The organism is Klebsiella electrica (assembly GCF_006711645.1).
GTDB classification, from domain to species: Bacteria; Pseudomonadota; Gammaproteobacteria; order Enterobacterales; family Enterobacteriaceae; genus Klebsiella; species Klebsiella electrica.
In genome coordinates, this window is record NZ_CP041247.1 from 4393474 (window position 1) to 4411482 (window position 18009).

Here is an 18009-nt window from a genome sequence, read left to right on the forward strand (position 1 = left end):
GGATGCTGATTATCATACACAAAATCGTTCGACCTGCGACCCGGTGCCCCACAAATCATCGCTAAAAAGCAGAGACATAGCCGATACACAGGCGCCCCGAAGGGCGAAGTCTGTATGGTGTAGAAACGCTGTTCAGGTTAGCATGTTTCCCACTGCTGAATCTTATCTATCTGGAGCTTTATCATGTCGCTTCGTCGCTACAATCCTGACCGCCGCCGTGACGCGCTGCTGGAACGCATTAACCTGGATATCACCGATGCCGTCGCCCAATCCCTGCGGGAAGATCTGGGTGGCGAGGTCAATGCTAACAACGATATTAGCGCCCAATTATTGCCGGAAGACGCGCGCTCGCATGCGGTCATTATTACGCGCGAAGAGGGCGTATTTTGCGGTAAACGCTGGGTGGAAGAGGTCTTCATTCAACTGGCTGGCGACGATGTCAGCATCACCTGGCACGTCAAAGATGGCGATCTCATCAAAGCGGACCAGCCGCTGTTTGAGCTGGAGGGGCCTTCCCGGCTGCTGCTGACCGGTGAGCGCACCGCGCTGAATTTCGTGCAGACCCTGTCCGGGGTCGCCAGCGAAGTACATCGCTACGTGGCGCTCCTGGCAGGAACCAAAACCCAGCTGCTCGATACGCGTAAAACGCTGCCTGGCCTGCGCACCGCCCTGAAATATGCCGTACTGTGCGGCGGCGGCGCCAACCACCGCCTGGGTTTATTCGACGCCTTCCTGATTAAAGAAAACCACATTATTGCCTCCGGCTCAGTGCGCCAGGCGGTAGAAAAAGCTTTCTGGCTGCACCCGGACGTTCCGGTGGAAGTGGAAGTGGAATCGCTTGATGAACTGGATGAAGCGCTTAAAGCCGGCGCGGATATCATTATGCTCGATAATTTCACCACCGAGCTGATGCGCGAGGCGGTGAAGCGGACCGACGGCAAGGCCGCGCTGGAAGTGTCCGGCAACGTCACCTTTAAAACCATCCGCGAATTTGCCGAAACCGGCGTTGACTACATCTCCGTCGGCGCTCTGACCAAGCACGTACACGCCCTGGATCTCTCCATGCGTTTTCGTTAATCGCCCCGCCCCGGATCGACAACGCGCCGGGGCGCTCTTTTGCGAGACAGCGAGCATCGCTGACGCTCACACCTGCAAGAACAGCAGAAAATCTGGAAGATCGTTTCCCGCCTCATCATTTGCCATTCGCCGCTGCGCCTCAAGCGTGTCACAGTGCGTCCTTAATCACAAGGAGCATATATGGACAGACAACGCGGATTTACCCTGATCGAGCTGATGGTGGTCATTGGCATTATCGCCATTCTGAGCGCTATCGGCATTCCGGCTTATCAGAACTACCTGCGCAAAGCGGCCCTGACCGACATGCTGCAAACCTTTGTCCCGTACCGTACGGCCATTGAACTGTGCGCGCTCGAACACGGAGGGCTGGCAAGCTGCGACGCCGGCGCCAACGGGATCCCTTCTTCAGCGACCACGCGCTATGTCGCCACAATGAGCGTCGCGCAAGGTGTTGTCACGCTTAACGGACAAGAAAGCCTGAACGGGCTGAGCGTCGCCATGACGCCGTCCTGGGATAACGCCAACGGTATCACCGGCTGGCAGCGCGTCTGCAGCATAGCCAGCAACAGCGCACTCCAGCAGGCCTGTGAAGATGTGTTCCGCATAAACTGAGGCCGCCGCGATGAAAACCGATCGGTTAATCTCCCTTTGCCAGCGCTATCAGGCGCTGCTGTTGAACAGCGATGAGCAAACCATCGCCATCGCAGTTGTCGACGCTCCGGCGCCTGAACTGATGGAGGCGCTGCGTTTCGCCACTCAGAAACGGATCGATATCGAATGCTGGAGCCAGGAGCAGATGCATCAGCGGCAGCAGGGAGCGGCCCACGCCCCGCTCCCTGCTCACAGCGATACCGCGGCCGATGTTATCGGGCAGGTTCAGCAGATCCTTGAGCAAGCGCTACGCCAGCGGGCCTCCGATATTCATTTTGAACCCGCAGAAAATCACCTGCGCATTCGCCTGCGGGTCGATGGCGTACTCCATGCGCTGTCGCCCCTTCCCGCTGAACGCGCAGCCCCGATTGCCGCACGACTTAAAGTACTCGGCAACCTGGACATCGCTGAGCATCGGCTGCCGCAGGATGGTCAGTTCACCCTGCCCCTTGCCGGTCGCCCGGTCTCTTTCCGTATTGCCACCCTTCCCTGTCGCCACGGGGAGAAAATCGTGCTGCGTTTACTGCATCAGGTCGATCAAGCGCTGGATCTGGGGGCGCTGGGGCTTTCGTCAGACCAGCTTATCGCGCTGCGCTCGGCCCTCGACCAGCCGCAGGGACTGCTGCTGGTTACCGGCCCAACCGGTAGCGGTAAAACCGTTACGCTATATAGCGCGCTGCAAACCAGGAACCACGATGCGGTCAATATCTGTAGCGTGGAAGATCCGCTGGAGATGCCGATAGCCGGCCTGAACCAGACACAAATCAACCCCCGTGCCGGGCTGACTTTTCAAAACGTTCTGCGCGCGCTGTTACGCCAGGATCCTGACATCGTCATGGTCGGGGAAATTCGCGATGCGGAAACCGCAGAGATTGCGATTAAAGCGGCGCAAACCGGACATCTGGTCCTCTCGACACTGCACACCAACTCCACCAGTGAAACTCTCACCCGCCTACAGCAAATGGGGGTTGCCGGTTGGATGCTCTCTTCTGCGCTGTCGCTGGTCATCGCTCAACGCCTGGTGCGTAAACTGTGCGTACACTGCCGTCGTGAAACCGGAAAAGCGACGGATATACCGCGCCGTTTGTGGCCCCGGACCCTCCCGCGCTGGCAGGCCGTAGGTTGCCAGCACTGCTATCACGGCTACTATGGTCGCCAGGCATTATTTGAGCTATTGCCGGTGAATGCCCCGCTACGTCAAGCGATTGCCCGCGGCCTGAGCGCGCTGGAAATCGAATCTCTGGCACGCGAAGCGGGCATGATGACGCTGTTTGAAAGCGGCTGTCTGGCGGTCGAGCAGGGGCTGACTAACCTTGAAGAAATCATCCGCGTACTGGGGATCCCTCATGACCGCTAACCGTCTCTGGCGCTGGCAAGGCGTGGATATGCAGGGCCGGATTTGTCAGGGGACACAGTGGAACCCTGGTCGACTGGAAGTATTCCAGGCGCTTCAGCATGAACGCATTATTCCACTGACCATTCGCCGCTGTGCGATCAAAAACACGCTCTGGCATCCGCGCTATGGCAGTCAGGTTGTTCGCCAGCTGGCCGTGCTCCTTCAGGCCGGGCTTTCTTTAGCGGAAGGGCTCGAACTACTGGCGCAGCAGCAGCCGAGCGCGCAATGGCAGGCGTTATTGCGCGCATTGGCTCAGGATCTGGCGCAAGGCGTCTCGCTTTCTGCCGCGCTGGAAAAGTGGCCTCAGGCCTTTGCCCCGCTCTGTCTGGCGATGATCCGTACCGGCGAACTCACCGGTAAACTGGATTTTTGTTGTCTTCAGCTGGCGCGTCAGCAGCAGGAACAGCAGCAGCTGGCGGATAAAGTGAAGAAAGCGGTGCGCTACCCGGTCGTGATTCTGAGCCTCGCTCTGGCGGTGGTGGTAGCGATGCTGTGCTTCGTCCTGCCGGAATTTGCGGCGATTTACCAAACCTTCAACACACCGCTACCGCTGCTGACGCGCCTGATTATTCACGCCAGCGAAAGCCTTAGCCATGTCTGGCCAATGCTGATTCTGCCGATTATGCTGCCCGCGCTCCTTAACCTGATAGCCGCCCGCCGTCCGCCGTGGCTGCTACGGCGGCAAAAAATGCTGCACGCGCTTCCGGTCGTGGGAAAACTGATACGCGGACAGCGGCTTAGCCAGATCTTTACCGTACTCGCACTCACCCAAAGTGCAGGTATTAGCTTTCTGCAAGGTCTGGAAAGCGTCGAGGAAACGCTGAACTGCCCGCTATGGCGCCAGCGGATCCAGCAGGTACATCGGCACATTAGCCACGGAGCGCCCATCTGGCAGGCGCTTGAGCGAAGCGGTGGTTTTACCACGCTATGCCTGCAGCTCATCCGTACCGGTGAAGCATCCGGATCGCTGGATACGATGCTGGAAAATCTCGCCCGTCATCATAGCGAGCAGACGCATAATCAGGCAGAAAACCTGGCAACGTTACTGGAGCCAGCCCTGCTGTTGGTCACCGGGACGATTGTCGGCGTGCTGGTGGTGGCGATGTATTTACCCATCTTTCATCTGGGTGACGCCATTAGCGGAATGGGAGGATAAGCGCTGGCGCGCAACGCGCCAGCATCTGGCATTACAGGCTGTTGAACACGCGATTCTCTTGTTCCTGCACGCGAATAAAGGTCGTACGCTTGGTCAGCTCTTTCAGGCGAGAAGCGCCCACATAGGTACAGGCAGAACGCAGGCCGCCGAGGATATCGCGAGCCGTATTCTCCACCGGTCCACGCAGAGGCAACTTCACGGTTTTGCCTTCCGCGGCGCGATACTGCGCAACGCCGCCAACGTGGCGCGTCATGGCGGATTCGGAGCTCATGCCGTAGAACAGCATGAATTTCTCGCCGTTTTCTTCAACGACGGTACCGCCGCTCTCTTCATGGCCGGCCAGCATTCCCCCCAGCATGACAAAATCTGCGCCGCCGCCGAAGGCTTTCGCCACATCACCAGGCATCGTGCAACCGCCGTCGCTGACGATCTGACCACCCAGGCCATGCGCCGCATCGGCACACTCGATAACGGCAGACAGCTGCGGATAACCGACGCCGGTCTTCACGCGAGTAGTACATACGGAGCCCGGACCGATGCCCACTTTCACAATATCAGCGCCGGACAGAATCAGCTCTTCGCACATTTCACCCGTCACGACGTTACCGGCAATAATGGTTTTCTGCGGCCAGGCTGCGCGCGCTTTAGCGACGAACTGAACAAAGTGTTCAGAATAACCATTCGCCACATCGATGCAGACGAAGCTAAGCTGCGGATTGTGAGAAAGGATCTGCTGGGTTTTTTCGAAATCAACATCCGAGGTACCGGTGGACACCATGACGTATTTCAGCACATCTGCAGACACCGACTGGACAAACCCCTGCCATTGTTCAACGGTATAGTGCTTGTGAACCGCGGTCAGAATACCGAAAGAGGCCAGCGCTTTCGCCATGTCAAACGTCCCGACAGTATCCATGTTAGCGGCAATGATCGGCACGCCAGACCAGGACAGGCCAGAATGTTTAAAAGTGAATTCACGTTCCAGCTGAACATCAGAACGGCTTTTGAGAGTAGAGCGTTTTGGGCGGATAAGAACGTCTTTAAAACCAAGCTTCAGATCTTCTTCGATACGCATGAACGAATTCCTGGGGTTAATGGCATTATTGTGAGAGCACAACTCCAGTGACGTTATCATACGCACGAATCATGGCCGCGCAAGACTGCGATTTTCACTTTTTTTACGCTACAATCGTATAAATTTACCTGGTGAACAGTAGATGGCGCGCTGAGGATAATCGACGTCCAGCGTATCATTTTTAACCATTTGATTTATATACAAAACAATCCAGTATATATTGTGATGGCCGTTTACTGGCCGGCAGTCACCTTGATGGGATAGCGTTCACCCGGTCGTGGTGCTCAGCAAAACGGGCGCCTGTGAAGAGTAATGTGTATATGGTCAGTTCAGGATCGGAGCGTATGAGGTATACGGTAGCGTTAACAGGCGGCATTGGCAGTGGCAAAAGTACCGTGGCCGATGCATTTTCCCACCTCGGGATTAACGTTATTGACGCTGACATTATTGCCCGCCAGGTTGTAGAACCCGGCACCACCGCGCTTCAGGCCATCGCCACTCACTTTGGCTCGCTGATGCTCAACGATGACGGCACGCTGAACCGCCGCGCTCTGCGTGAAAAAATCTTTGCTCACCCCGAGGATAAAGCCTGGCTTAACGCGCTACTGCATCCGCTCATTCAGCAGGAAACACGCCGGCAGATGCTGGTCGCGAGCTCCCCTTATCTTCTCTGGGTCGTTCCCTTACTGGTCGAAAACCGTCTGGCCGCGAATGCCGATCGCGTACTGGTCGTTGATGTTCCAAAAGAGACGCAGATCGCGCGTACGGTGCTTCGCGATCGGGTCAGCCGCGAACATGCAGAACATATTCTTGCCGCCCAGGCGACGCGCGAACAGCGCCTTGCCGTTGCGGATGATATCATTGAAAACATGGGCCCTCCGGATGCTATCGCATCGGATGTTGCCCGCCTGCACGAAAAGTATCTAATGCTGGCATCGCAGGCAGCCTCACAGGAAAAATCGTAATGCACACCCCCGTTCTGTTTGAACATCCACTCAACGAGAAAATGCGCACCTGGCTGCGTATTGAATTTTTGACTCAGCAATTGTCCGTTCATCCGACAATCGCCAGCTACGCCGATGCACTCCATTTTTTCCGCAACGCGGGCGATCTTTTAGATGTACTGGAACGTGGAGAGGTCAGGACGGACCTGCTGAAAGAGCTGGAACGCCAGCAGCGTAAACTGCAGTCATGGGCAGATATTCCCGGCGTCGATCGGGAGCGTATTGACGTATTACGCCAGCAGCTCAAGCAGTGCGGCAGCACGCTGATGTCCGCGCCGCGCATCGGCCAGTTCCTGCGCGAAGACCGTTTGATTGCGCTGGTACGCCAGCGTCTGAGCATTCCCGGCGGCTGCTGCAGTTTTGATTTGCCGACGCTGCATATCTGGCTGCACATGCCGCAGGCATACCGCGATGAACAGGTCGGAGTCTGGATAGCCAGCCTTGAGCCGCTGACTCAATCTCTGGTGCTTATCCTCGATCTGATTCGTAATGCCGCCCCTTTCCGTAAGCAGACCAGCCTCAACGGCTTTTATCAGGACAATGGCGAAGATGCTGACCTGCTTCGTCTGCGACTGGACATTGCCAGCCAGCTCTACCCACAGATCTCCGGCCATAAAAGTCGTTTTGCTATCCGCTTCATGCCGCTGGACAGCGAGTTCGGGGTGGTACCTGAGCGTTTTGATTTCGAACTGGCTTGTTGTTAAGGAGAAAAAATGTCAGAAGAGACGATCGTCAATTGCCCCACCTGCGGTAAATCCGTGGTCTGGAACGCACAGAGCCTGTTTCGCCCCTTTTGCTCTAAACGCTGTCAGCTGATAGATCTGGGTGAATGGGCTGCAGAAGAAAAACGTATTCCCAGCGCAAGCGATCTGTCCGATAGCGATGGCTGGAGCGAGGAACAACAACCGTGACCGGTTCCCGGACAAGGCGACATCGCGCATTGTCCGGGGAACGCTGATTCAGGAAGCCGCCTGTACGAGTTTCGTAATAATGGGTTCATTGGCCGGCGGAAACGCCTCAGAATCTAACGCTCGTTGCGCAATCCACTGACCCGGCTGCCCTTCTTTTCCCCACGGCTCGCCGGACCACTCTTCCACCAGCCAGAACCACAGGGTAATGTGGCGGTCCGGGAACTGATACTCCAGCGTATCAAACAGACGGGATGAGCGTACCGTAATCCCCACCTCTTCCTGCAGTTCACGCACCAGCGCCTGCTCCGCAGATTCTCCGGCTTCAATTTTACCGCCGGGAAACTCAAGTTTATTGGCCATATGGGCATCGGCGGCCCGCTGGGTGATAAAGATCTCCCCTTGCGGATTGCGGATAATACCCACGGAGATTTGCAGTTGTTTCATCGTGATTATTCCATAAAAAAGGCGCAGATATCTGCGCCTTCATTTTTCATGCTCTGAGCTTAGCTCAGACGGCCGTGGCACTGCTTATATTTTTTACCGGAACCACACGGGCAAGGATCGTTACGACCCACTTTACGCTCGCCGGTCTCCTCAGCCAGCGCAGCCGCGGCGGCAGTGTCGTCATCCTGATGGCTAAGCTGTTGCATCTGCGCCAGACGTTCAGCTTCCTCACGGCGCTGCTGCTCCATTGCCTCGACCTCTTCCGGCATGCGGACCTGAACCTTGCTCAGGGTGCTGATCACTTCATACTTCAGTGATTCCAGCATCGCGGCAAACATGGAGAAGGACTCACGCTTGTACTCCTGCTTCGGATCTTTCTGCGCATAGCCGCGCAGGTGAATGCCCTGACGCAGGTAGTCCATCGCCGCGAGGTGCTCTTTCCACAGCGAGTCCAGAGTCTGCAGCATGACGCCTTTCTCGAAATGACGCATCATTTCGGCGCCCACAACTTCTTCTTTACGCTGATAGGTCTCAATCGCGCTCTGCAGAATACGCTCACGCAGCGTCTCTTCATGCAGCTCCGGCTCTTTATCCAGCCACTCTTTCAGCGGCAGCTCAAGGTCGAAGTCATTTTTCAGACGTTCCTGCAGACCTTCAACATCCCACATCTCTTCCAGAGACTGCGGCGGGATATGGGCATCGATGGTCGCTTTGAACACATCTTCGCGGATGCTGTTAATGGTTTCGCTAACATCAGAAACGTCCAGCAATTCGTTACGCTGACTGTAGATTGCCCGGCGCTGATCGTTAGCAACATCATCATATTCCAGCAGCTGCTTACGAATATCAAAGTTGCGGCTTTCGACTTTACGCTGTGCGTTAGCGATGGCCTTGGTGACCCACGGGTGCTCAATCGCTTCGCCTGGTTTCATCCCCAGCTTGCGCATCATGCCGGAGACACGGTCGGAGGCAAAGATACGCATCAGAGCATCTTCCATCGACAGGTAGAAGCGGGAAGAACCGGCATCCCCCTGACGACCGGAACGGCCGCGCAGCTGGTTGTCGATACGACGGGATTCATGACGCTCGGTACCGATAATATGCAGGCCGCCTGCCGCCAGAACGGCATCGTGACGCACCTGCCAGTCGGCTTTAATTTGTGCGATTTGCTCTGGCGTCGGATCTTCCAGCGCGGTGACTTCGGCCTGCCAGCTCCCGCCGAGCATAATATCCGTACCACGACCGGCCATGTTGGTGGCGATGGTTACCGCTGACGGGTAACCCGCCTGGGCAACGATATCCGCTTCGCTGGCGTGGAACTTCGCGTTCAGCACGTTGTGCTTGATACCGGCTTTGGCCAGCTCATGGGAAACCACTTCTGATTTTTCAATCGAAATGGTACCAACCAGAACCGGCTGGCCTGCGGCGGTGCGCTCTTTGATATCTTCAATGATCGCCTGAATTTTCTCCGCTTCGGTCATATAGACCAGATCCGCCATATCTTTACGGATCATCGGGCGGTTAGTTGGTACCACGACGGTATCCAGCTTGTAGATAGAGCTAAATTCAAAGGCTTCGGTATCCGCCGTACCGGTCATCCCCGCCAGTTTCTCATACAGACGGAAATAGTTCTGGAAGGTGATGGAAGCCAGCGTCTGGTTTTCATTCTGGATATCCACGCCCTCTTTCGCTTCAACCGCCTGGTGGAGACCATCAGACCAGCGACGCCCTTGCATCGTACGACCGGTATGCTCATCAACGATAATCACTTCGCCATCTTTGACGATATAGTCAACGTCGCGGGTGAACAGCACGTGCGCGCGCAGCGCCGCCGTCACGTGGTGCATCAGCATAATATTCGACGGCGAATACAGCGATTCGCCTTCGTCCATGATCCCTTCCTGCACCAGCAGCTCTTCGATCAGCACCAGACCACGTTCGGTCAGGTTAACCTGGCGCGCCTTTTCATCAACGGAGAAGTGGCCTTCACCGGTAAAGGTGTCGGAATCTTCTTTATCCTGACGAACCAGGTGCGGGATTATCTTGTTAACGCGCTTGTACATTTCCGAGCTGTCTTCCGCCGGACCGGAAATGATCAGCGGAGTACGCGCTTCATCGATCAGGATGGAGTCCACCTCATCGACCAGCGCATAGTGCAGTTTACGCTGAACGCGCTCTTCCGGGCTGAACGCCATATTGTCGCGCAGGTAGTCAAAGCCGTATTCGTTATTGGTACCGTAGGTAATATCCGCGCCATACGCTTCACGTTTGGCAGGCGCCGGTAAACCGGACATGTTGATCCCGACGGTCATACCGAGGAACTCAAACAGCGGACGGTTGTTTTCAGCATCACGCTGCGCCAGATAGTCGTTGACGGTGACCACGTGAACGCCTTTACCGGACAACGCATTCAGGTACGCAGGCAGCGTTGCGGTCAACGTTTTACCTTCACCGGTACGCATTTCCGCGATGCAACGCTGGTTAAGCACCATGCCGCCCAGCAGCTGGACGTCGAAGTGACGCATACCGAATACGCGTTTACTGGCTTCACGTACCACGGCAAAGGCTTCCGGGATCAGGCTCTCCAGGCTTTCGCCCTTTTCCAGACGAGCGCGAAACTCGGCGGTCTTGCCTTTCAGCTCGTCATCCGAGAGCTTTTCCATCTCCGGTTCCATGGCATTGATGAGGCCAACGGTTTTGCGCATGCGGCGCAGAGTACGATCGTTACGACTACCGAAAACTTTAGTTAATAATTTGATTAGCATAATAAAATCTCAAACGCCCCGCGATGCGGAGTCACAAAAAAGAATCATCCGTTTTTAGTTCAGCTGAGGCGTTGAGGTCCTGCGCGAATCCCTGCCACCTGGCTAATCCAGGCCGAGACAGAAAATGCAGAATGGGACGGGGTGTAAGCCGCCTGGCGAACAATCACCGGCGGTTTGCTCTCCTGCGTCAGCAGGGCGCTGAGCGTGTCAAGTAAAGCCAGATGCTGCGCCTGGAATGGCGAAGACGCTTCGGCAACCGGCAACGCTTGCGGTGCCATCGCAAATGAGAGATGGCGGATGACCGTGCGGATAGCATGCTGATGCCAGTAATCGACGGTAAAGTTAGGTCGACGGCTGGCGTCCAGCAGCGCCAGCTGGGAGAAATTGACTTTATTCGGGCTGTGGTTGCTGGCCGTGGTTTTGGTCGGCGAAGCCGTTTCGTGGCTGTTGCTTAGCGCGGGCAGGCCAAAGCCAGCCGCGACCATCCCCAACAGGAGATGCGGCCAGAAATACCGTCTGCCAAACTGTCGCCAGCGCGTCAGCAATCCACTCACGTACGTTACCTTTAGTTGAAGCAACCCGAGGAAATATTTTTTGCGCCCAAATACTACCATTAATACTGCACGACAGCAGCAGGAATGACGGTTGCGGCAAGGCAAAAACGTTCAATAAATCAGCGAACGAACAATGAACAGCGCCGCAGAATCAGGGCAGAAACGGCAGAGGGAGGCAAAAAAAGAAAAAAGACTGGCCCCCTGGTCGGAGAGAGTACCAGGTTACCAGTCTGTTTTACTGAATGGTCAGGCTTATGCCATAACCATTGACGGTGCGCGGAATGCCAGCGGCATTTCTGCTTCGTCTTCGAAAGTCACATACTCCCAGGCTTCCTGTTTTGCCAGAACAGCCTGCAGCAGTTTGTTATTCAACGCGTGACCTGACTTGAACGCCGTGAATGCACCGATGATATTGTGACCACACATAAACAGGTCACCAATCGCATCCAGCATTTTGTGACGGACAAACTCATCTTCAAAGCGCAGACCGTCTTCGTTCAATACGCGATAATCGTCAACAACGATGGCACAATCGAAGCTGCCGCCCAGGCACAGGCCGCGGGACTGCAGATATTCGATATCACGCATAAAACCAAAAGTACGAGCGCGACTAATCTGGCGCATGAATGCATCGGCAGAGAAGTTCATCGCATAGCGCTGGCTGCTTGCATCAATCGCCGGGTGGTTAAAATCGATGGTAAAATCCAACGAAAAACCATTGAACGGCTTGAATTCAGCCCATTTGTCGCCATCTTCGACCCGAACGGTCTCTTTGATACGGACAAATTTCTTGGCACAGTTCAGCTCATCGATGCCGGCGTCCAGCAGCAGATAAACGAACGGCGCAGCGCTACCATCCATAATTGGAATTTCCGGCGCATCGACTTCAACAACGATGTTGTCAATGCCAAGGCCCGCCAGTGCGGCATTCAGGTGCTCGACCGTTGAAATCCGCACGTCATGCTCGTTCACCAGGCAAGTACAGAGCATGGTATCACGCACAGATTTGGCATCAGCCGGAAAATCAACCGGTGGATTCAAGTCGGTGCGACGATAGATGACCCCGGTATTTGCCGGCGCAGGGCGTAACGTCAGGGTGACTTTCTTGCCGGTATGCAAACCGACGCCAGTCGCCTGAACGATACGTTTAAGAGTCCTTTGTTTGATCATCGTATAATCTCGCCAAGTTACCTATCCAACCGAAGTGTACAATACATTCGGGAGGGCAGTTTAGCACAAAGAGCGCTGATGCCCAACTTCCAGCCAATTCTTAATCGGCTTGCTTACGCAGGAACGCTGGGATATCCAGATAATCCGGCTCTTTCGCAGTTTGCGGCGTGTTGTCGTTCACCACTTTCGCAACCGGTTTCTGCTCTTGCGTTAACGGAGCCATACCGTGCTGCTGGTAGCGATCCATAACCGGCTGCTGAACCTGTTTGTTGGTCACCAGGGTAATTTCCGGACGCTTGTCCATACCGATACCGGTGGCCACAACGGTCACACGCAGTTCGTCGTTCATATCCGGGTCAAGGGACGTACCGATAACCACGGTCGCATTATCCGAAGCGAAAGCACGGATAGTGTTACCGACGGTTTCGAACTCATCCAGACGCAGATCGAAGCCAGCCGTAATGTTGACCAGAACGCCGCGCGCGCCGGACAGATCGATATCTTCCAGCAGCGGAGAAGAGATGGCCATTTCAGCCGCTTCTTCCGCACGGTCTTCACCGCTCGCTACGCCGGAGCCCATCATCGCATAGCCCATTTCGGACATCACGGTACGCACATCCGCAAAGTCGACGTTCATCAGACCCGGACGGGTAATCAGTTCGGCGATACCCTGTACTGCGCCTTTCAGCACATCGTTTGCTGCTCCGAAAGCATCCAGCAGAGAGATGCCGCGGCCGAGAACTTTCAGCAGCTTATCGTTCGGAATAGTGATCAGCGAGTCCACGTGCTTGGACAGCTCAGTGATCCCCTGCTCGGCGAACGCCATGCGCTTCTTGCCTTCAAAATTAAACGGCTTAGTGACCACCGCCACGGTCAGGATGCCCAGATCTTTCGCTACTTCAGCGACGACTGGCGCGGCGCCGGTGCCGGTACCGCCACCCATACCTGCGGCAATAAACACCATGTCTGCGCCATCAAGAGCAGCACGCAGCGCTTCACGGTCTTCATCAGCCGCATTGCGACCGACTTCCGGGTTTGCACCGGCACCCAGACCTTTGGTAATCCCGCTACCGATCTGAATTGTCTGGCCAACAGCCGTTTTACGCAGCGCCTGCGCGTCGGTGTTCACCGCAAAGAATTCCACACCTTCGATACGCTCGCGTACCATGTGTTCGACGGCATTGCCACCGCCGCCACCGACGCCGATGACTTTAATCACCGCGTCGTTGGTCAGTTCCATAGGTTCAAACATAGTTTCTCTCCGTTTTGTGCCTGTCGCCTGAGAACGCTAATTTTCTGCGTTCACTTAAAAAATTAAAACTCTTTTCGCAGCCAGCTATTAAGTCGCTTAATCCACGAGCCAACTGATGCAGTTACGCGTTTTTCCACTTCTGCTTCACCACTGAGATGAGATTCCTTCCCGTAGTGCAGCAACCCAACCGCCGTCGAATAATACGGCTCCTGGGCATAATCCGTTAAACCGGTAATATTCAGCGGCGCGCCAATACGAACCTGCGTATGGAACACGCGCTGAGCACAGGCGGCAAGACCTTCAATTTGCGCGGCGCCGCCCGTTAAAACAATCCCTGCAGCCAGATGGTGCTTCACCCCTTGCTGGCGCAGCTGCTCTTGCAGTTGCAGGATCTCTTCATTCACCAGGTTGAGCAGCTCGGTATAACGCGGCTCAATCACCTCTGCCAGCGTCTGGCGCTGCAGACTACGCGGCGGACGCCCGCCGACGCTCGGTACTTCGACATTCTCGTCTTTACCGACAATGGAACCCAGCGCGCAACCATGGCGAACTTTAATCGCTTCGGCATCGCTCGGCGGCGTTCCGAAAGCGTAGGCGATGTCGCTGGTGACCACGTTGCCCGCATAGGGGATCACTTTGGTATGACGCAGCGCACCGCCGGTATAGACGGCGATATCCATTGTACCACCGCCGATGTCCACAACGCAGACACCCAGCTCACGTTCATCTTCCGTCAACACGGAATAACTGGCCGCTAAACCGGCAAAAATGAGTTGGTCCACTTTCAGACCGCAACGTTCCACCGCTTTAACAATATTTTTCGCCATATCGTTATGGCAGGTAATCAGATGGACTTTTGCCTGCATACGTACGCCGGACAGGCCCACCGGGTTTTTGATCCCTTCCTGGTAGTCGATCGCATATTCCTGCGGGATAACGTGCAGGACACGATGCTCATCGCGCACGCGGACCGATTTCGCGGTATGCACCACGTTCTCAACGTCGTCCAGCGTGACTTCTTCTTCTGAAATCGGCACCATACCAATTTCATTTTGACAGCTAATATGTTTACCTGAAAGCGCCAGATACACTGACGAAATCTGGCAATCCGCCATCAGTTCGGCCTGATCAATGGCGCGCTGAACGCATTTCACCACGGATTCCAGGTCGTTAACCCCGCCTTTATCCATACCACGCGATGGGCAACTGCCCACGCCAATGATATTGACCACGCCGTCGGGCAGAACTTCCCCTACTAAAGCGGCAACCTTCGCGGTGCCAATCTCCAGTCCAACTACCAGTTTTCTGTCCGTCGCCTTGATCATTGTTGTTCTGCCTGTGCCTGATTCTGTTGTTGATTAGTTTCCTCTGCGGGAGCTGGTACCCAGCCTACCGCCGCGCCCGAGTCATAACGCAAATCAACGTAGCTTATCCGTTTGCCGTCGGTCTGCGCTTGCTGCTGTAGAACCGGGTAGAGTTCCATAAAGCGCTGAAGCCGTTTCATGGTATCGCCTCGGCCAAGGTTGAGCTTAATATCGTTATTCAGCGTCAACTGCCAGGAGCGACGTGCGGTCATCGCCGCCACTTTCAACGTGAACTTATCCTTTGCCAGCACCTGCCCCATGTCACGATACCCCTGCAACACTTCGTTCTCACTGCCTTCCGGGCCATACAACATCGGTAAATTCTGCTTATTGGTGCGATCCGCCGGGACGCTGAAGGAATTACCTTCTACATCGACCATATGTTGATCATTCCAACGCGCAATCGGCACATATTCAACCAGATGAATCTTCAATTCGTCCGGCCACTGCTTTCTGACGCTCGCCTGCTTAATCCACGGCAGACGCTCAATCTGACTCTGGATGATGTTGACATCCTGAGTCATAAAGGTCCCCGGCGAACCCAGCGCCAGAATCGCCTGGCGGATATCATCGTTGCGCGTGTAGTGACGCTCGCCGGTTACCACCATCCTGGACAGAGGTAAGCGCTGTGCATCCTCCATCCAGCCCAGAACCATCCACCCGCTGACCAACACGGTACATAGCACCGTCAGCAGGAAGACAATCCCGGCCAGACGAGTTCCATTACTGCGACGCGAAGAAGAGGCTTCCTCTTCTTCGTGGTTCCGCGTATTCAGCGCAGCCTGCGACATATCACCCCGCCAGGTCCAGAATTCGAACAACAAGCTGCGAGAAGCTCATCCCCGCCTGACGCGCCGCCATCGGCACCAGGCTGTGGCTGGTCATGCCAGGGGAAGTATTGGCTTCCAGCAAATAAAACTGGCCATCGCTGTCCAGCATCACGTCAATACGTCCCCAGCCTTTACAGCCGAGAACATTCCAGGCTTTAACTACCAGGGCCTGAATTTCTGACTCACGGGCGGGATCTTCACAACCAGGGCAGAAATATTGCGTCTCATCAGAGAGATACTTCGCCTCATAATCATAGAAGGTTCCAGCCACCTGGATACGAATTGACGGTAAAATTTCTTCACCGACGATAGCGACGGTGAATTCAGGCCCACTAAGCCATTTCTCAATCAGAACATCTTCATCATGCTGAAAAGCCAGCGTCAATGCATCATGTAATGCACAACTTTCGCTGACTTTCGACATCCCGACGCTCGAACCTTCGCAAGCCGGTTTAACAATTAATGGCAGACCCAGTGCGGCAATCTGCTGTTCAACCTCAACAGACAGGCCAGCATTGAACTGCGCCCGCGTCAGCGCCACCCATGGCGCGACCGGTAAACCCGCGCCCTGCCACAACAATTTGCTGCGAACTTTGTCCATGGAAATCGCCGACGCCATCACGCCGCTGCCGGTGTAGGGCAACTGAATCAGCTCCAGCAGCCCCTGCAACGTTCCATCTTCCCCACCGCGACCATGCAACGCAATAAACGCTTTCTTAAAGCCCAGCGCTTTCAGCCGGGTAACATCCACGTCACGCGGATCGACAGGGTGCGCATCCACACCAGCTTCACGCAGGCCTGCCAGTACCGCAGCCCCTGAATTGAGCGACACTTCGCGCTCAGCAGAGGTACCACCGAAAAGAACCGCGATTTTATCAGCCATGGCGCTCCCCCTCCGCTTTTTGCGGCACGAGCTTGATTTCAGCCAGGTGACGGGCGATTTTTCCGATGTTTCCCGCGCCCTGCACCAGAATCAGGTCATTGCCGGTCAGCACCGATGCCAGCATCTGAGCGGCCTGCGCCGGATCGGAAAGCAGAATCGGATCCACCTTGCCACGACCACGAATCGTACGGCACAGCGAACGGCTGTCGGCGCCAGGAATCGGCGCTTCACCAGCGGAATAGACGTCCAGCATCAGCAGCGCATCAACCTGAGTCAGTACGTTAGCGAAATCGTCATACAGATCACGCGTACGCGTAAAACGGTGCGGCTGGAACAACATCACCAGATTTTTATCCGGCCAGCCGGCGCGTGCCGCTTTGATCGTGGCATCGACTTCTGTCGGATGATGGCCATAGTCATCGATCAGCATCGCGCTGCCGCTTTTGCCATTGACCTCAGCCAGCGGATATTCACCGAGAAAATCAAAGCGACGGCCGGTTCCCTGAAAACTTTCCAGCGCCCGCAGGATCGCGCTGTCCTCAATTCCCTCTTCCGTCGCCACCGCAACCGCCGCCGCCGCGTTCAGCGCATTATGACGACCGGGCGCATTCAGGGTCACCTGCAGCACCTCTTTATCCTGACGAATCAGACGGAAGTGGCCCTGGGCGCCGACCTGACGATAATCCTCAACGCGCACGTCGGCATCTTCGCTAAAACCGTAGGTGGTTATCTGACGGCCCACGCGCGGCAGCAGTTCACGAATCACCGGGTCATCCACGCACATCACCGCGCGTCCGTAGAACGGCAGGTTGTGCAGGAAGTTAATAAACGTCTGCTTCAGGTTTTCGAAGTCGCCATGATAGGTATCCATGTGATCGGCTTCAATATTGGTCACAATCGCGACCATCGGCTGCAGATGCAGGAACGACGCATCGCTCTCATCGGCTTCCGCAATCAGATAGCGGCTATGGCCGAGGCGGGCGTGAACGCCTGCCGCTTTAACCAGCCCACCGTTGACGAAAGTGGGATCAAGACCGGCTTCCGCATAAATACTGGAGACCATCGCCGTGGTCGTGGTTTTGCCGTGGGTACCGGCAATCGCAATGCCATGACGAAAACGCATCAGCTCCGCCAGCATTTCCGCGCGGCGAATGACCGGAATACGCGCTTCATGCGCGGCAACAATCTCCGGGTTTTCCGCAGAGATTGCGCTGGAAACGACAACCACGCTCGCATCGCGAACGTTTTCCGGGCGATGATTGAAATAGATCGTGGCGCCAAGTTGCGACAGTTGTTGCGTAACCGGATTCGGCGCCAGGTCGGAACCGCTAATCTGGTAGCCTTCATTAGCCAGAACTTCGGCAATACCGCCCATACCGGCACCACCGATGCCAACAAAGTGAATATGCCGGACGCGACGCATCTCGGGCACTATGGAACGCAGTTTCGCCAGATCTTGTGTATTCATTCTTTACGC

Annotated in this window: 17 protein-coding genes; 7 read left to right on the plus strand and 10 right to left on the minus strand. The window is 55.7% G+C overall.

All coding sequences use genetic code 11. The features are described 5' to 3' along the window. Positions 1-183: 183 nt before the first annotated feature. From nadC to hofC, 4 genes are all read left to right on the plus strand, one after another. Positions 184-1077 carry a carboxylating nicotinate-nucleotide diphosphorylase gene (gene nadC, locus Electrica_RS21000; protein WP_100682548.1) on the plus strand — a complete coding sequence of 298 codons (894 nt, stop codon included), beginning with the start codon at positions 184-186 and terminating at the stop codon, positions 1075-1077. A gap of 180 nt (positions 1078-1257) precedes the next feature. After that, complete coding sequence (ppdD, locus tag Electrica_RS21005; protein ID WP_100682549.1) at positions 1258-1689, plus strand: prepilin peptidase-dependent pilin; 432 nt, start codon at positions 1258-1260, stop codon at positions 1687-1689. A 10-nt stretch (positions 1690-1699) separates the two neighbouring features. After that, complete coding sequence (gene gspE, locus Electrica_RS21010; protein ID WP_141965321.1) at positions 1700-3085, plus strand: type II secretion system protein GspE; 1386 nt, start codon at positions 1700-1702, stop codon at positions 3083-3085. Continuing rightward, positions 3075-4280, plus strand: a complete 1206-nt coding sequence (gene hofC, locus Electrica_RS21015; RefSeq protein WP_141965322.1) for a protein transport protein HofC — start codon at positions 3075-3077, stop codon at positions 4278-4280. The genes gspE and hofC overlap by 11 nt, the downstream gene beginning before the upstream one ends. Before the next feature lie 31 nt (positions 4281-4311). Here the strand turns inward: hofC and Electrica_RS21020 are convergent, their stop codons facing one another. After that, complete coding sequence (locus tag Electrica_RS21020; RefSeq protein ID WP_100682552.1) at positions 4312-5355, minus strand: GMP reductase; 1044 nt, start codon at positions 5353-5355, stop codon at positions 4312-4314. Positions 5356-5699: 344 nt separating this feature from the next. Between Electrica_RS21020 and coaE the strand changes: the two genes are divergently transcribed. The 3 genes from coaE to yacG are packed head-to-tail and all read left to right on the plus strand — an operon-like array spanning position 5700 to position 7270. Next, positions 5700-6320 carry a dephospho-CoA kinase gene (coaE, locus tag Electrica_RS21025; RefSeq protein ID WP_141965323.1) on the plus strand — a complete coding sequence of 207 codons (621 nt, stop codon included), beginning with the start codon at positions 5700-5702 and terminating at the stop codon, positions 6318-6320. Next, complete coding sequence (gene zapD / locus Electrica_RS21030; protein ID WP_100682554.1) at positions 6320-7063, plus strand: cell division protein ZapD; 744 nt, start codon at positions 6320-6322, stop codon at positions 7061-7063. Before coaE ends, zapD begins: the two co-directional genes overlap by 1 nt. Before the next feature lie 9 nt (positions 7064-7072). Next, entirely contained in the window at positions 7073-7270 is a 198-nt protein-coding gene (yacG, locus tag Electrica_RS21035; protein WP_100682555.1) for a DNA gyrase inhibitor YacG, read from the plus strand. 48 nt (positions 7271-7318) lie between these two features. On the opposite strand, the gene mutT is transcribed toward yacG, so the two are convergent. From mutT to murC, 9 genes are all read right to left on the minus strand, one after another. Beyond that, positions 7319-7714: an 8-oxo-dGTP diphosphatase MutT gene (mutT, locus tag Electrica_RS21040; protein ID WP_131049237.1), complete on the minus strand. Its 396-nt coding sequence runs from the start codon at positions 7712-7714 to the stop codon at positions 7319-7321. Positions 7715-7773: 59 nt separating this feature from the next. Beyond that, a complete protein-coding gene (gene secA, locus Electrica_RS21045) occupies positions 7774-10479 on the minus strand; it encodes a preprotein translocase subunit SecA (RefSeq protein WP_100682557.1) in 2706 nt (901 codons plus the stop codon). Positions 10480-10538: 59 nt separating this feature from the next. Next, positions 10539-11033, minus strand: coding sequence for a secA translation cis-regulator SecM (gene secM / locus Electrica_RS21050; RefSeq protein ID WP_100682558.1), 495 nt, complete (start codon positions 11031-11033; stop codon positions 10539-10541). Between the two features lie 252 nt (positions 11034-11285). Further along, positions 11286-12203: a UDP-3-O-acyl-N-acetylglucosamine deacetylase gene (gene lpxC / locus Electrica_RS21055; protein WP_100682559.1), complete on the minus strand. Its 918-nt coding sequence runs from the start codon at positions 12201-12203 to the stop codon at positions 11286-11288. Between the two features lie 100 nt (positions 12204-12303). Then, entirely contained in the window at positions 12304-13455 is a 1152-nt protein-coding gene (ftsZ, locus tag Electrica_RS21060) for a cell division protein FtsZ (RefSeq protein WP_004857884.1), read from the minus strand. A 62-nt stretch (positions 13456-13517) separates the two neighbouring features. Continuing rightward, positions 13518-14780, minus strand: a complete 1263-nt coding sequence (gene ftsA, locus Electrica_RS21065; protein ID WP_004857881.1) for a cell division protein FtsA — start codon at positions 14778-14780, stop codon at positions 13518-13520. Next, positions 14777-15610, minus strand: a complete 834-nt coding sequence (ftsQ, locus tag Electrica_RS21070) for a cell division protein FtsQ (protein ID WP_004857878.1) — start codon at positions 15608-15610, stop codon at positions 14777-14779. Before ftsQ ends, ftsA begins: the two co-directional genes overlap by 4 nt. A 1-nt stretch (position 15611) precedes the next feature. Then, positions 15612-16532, minus strand: coding sequence for a D-alanine--D-alanine ligase (locus Electrica_RS21075; protein WP_141965324.1), 921 nt, complete (start codon positions 16530-16532; stop codon positions 15612-15614). Then, a complete protein-coding gene (murC, locus tag Electrica_RS21080; protein WP_100682561.1) occupies positions 16525-18000 on the minus strand; it encodes a UDP-N-acetylmuramate--L-alanine ligase in 1476 nt (491 codons plus the stop codon). The genes Electrica_RS21075 and murC overlap by 8 nt, the downstream gene beginning before the upstream one ends. Between the last annotated feature and the right edge of the window lie 9 nt (positions 18001-18009).

Excerpts from the sequence above, each read along its gene's own strand:
- yacG (WP_100682555.1), top strand. The coding sequence starts at position 7,073 with ATGTCAGAAGAGACGATCGTCAATTGCCCCACCTGCGGTAAATCCGTG.
- ftsQ (WP_004857878.1), bottom strand. The coding sequence starts at position 15,610 with ATGTCGCAGGCTGCGCTGAATACGCGGAACCACGAAGAAGAGGAAGCC.
- ftsZ (WP_004857884.1), bottom strand. The coding sequence starts at position 13,455 with ATGTTTGAACCTATGGAACTGACCAACGACGCGGTGATTAAAGTCATC.
- nadC (WP_100682548.1), top strand. The coding sequence starts at position 184 with ATGTCGCTTCGTCGCTACAATCCTGACCGCCGCCGTGACGCGCTGCTG.
- ftsA (WP_004857881.1), bottom strand. The coding sequence starts at position 14,780 with ATGATCAAGGCGACGGACAGAAAACTGGTAGTTGGACTGGAGATTGGC.
- Electrica_RS21075 (WP_141965324.1), bottom strand. The coding sequence starts at position 16,532 with ATGGCTGATAAAATCGCGGTTCTTTTCGGTGGTACCTCTGCTGAGCGC.
- hofC (WP_141965322.1), top strand. The coding sequence starts at position 3,075 with ATGACCGCTAACCGTCTCTGGCGCTGGCAAGGCGTGGATATGCAGGGC.
- ppdD (WP_100682549.1), top strand. The coding sequence starts at position 1,258 with ATGGACAGACAACGCGGATTTACCCTGATCGAGCTGATGGTGGTCATT.
- murC (WP_100682561.1), bottom strand. The coding sequence starts at position 18,000 with ATGAATACACAAGATCTGGCGAAACTGCGTTCCATAGTGCCCGAGATG.
- Electrica_RS21020 (WP_100682552.1), bottom strand. The coding sequence starts at position 5,355 with ATGCGTATCGAAGAAGATCTGAAGCTTGGTTTTAAAGACGTTCTTATC.
- gspE (WP_141965321.1), top strand. The coding sequence starts at position 1,700 with ATGAAAACCGATCGGTTAATCTCCCTTTGCCAGCGCTATCAGGCGCTG.
- zapD (WP_100682554.1), top strand. The coding sequence starts at position 6,320 with ATGCACACCCCCGTTCTGTTTGAACATCCACTCAACGAGAAAATGCGC.
- mutT (WP_131049237.1), bottom strand. The coding sequence starts at position 7,714 with ATGAAACAACTGCAAATCTCCGTGGGTATTATCCGCAATCCGCAAGGG.
- secA (WP_100682557.1), bottom strand. The coding sequence starts at position 10,479 with ATGCTAATCAAATTATTAACTAAAGTTTTCGGTAGTCGTAACGATCGT.
- lpxC (WP_100682559.1), bottom strand. The coding sequence starts at position 12,203 with ATGATCAAACAAAGGACTCTTAAACGTATCGTTCAGGCGACTGGCGTC.
- coaE (WP_141965323.1), top strand. The coding sequence starts at position 5,700 with ATGAGGTATACGGTAGCGTTAACAGGCGGCATTGGCAGTGGCAAAAGT.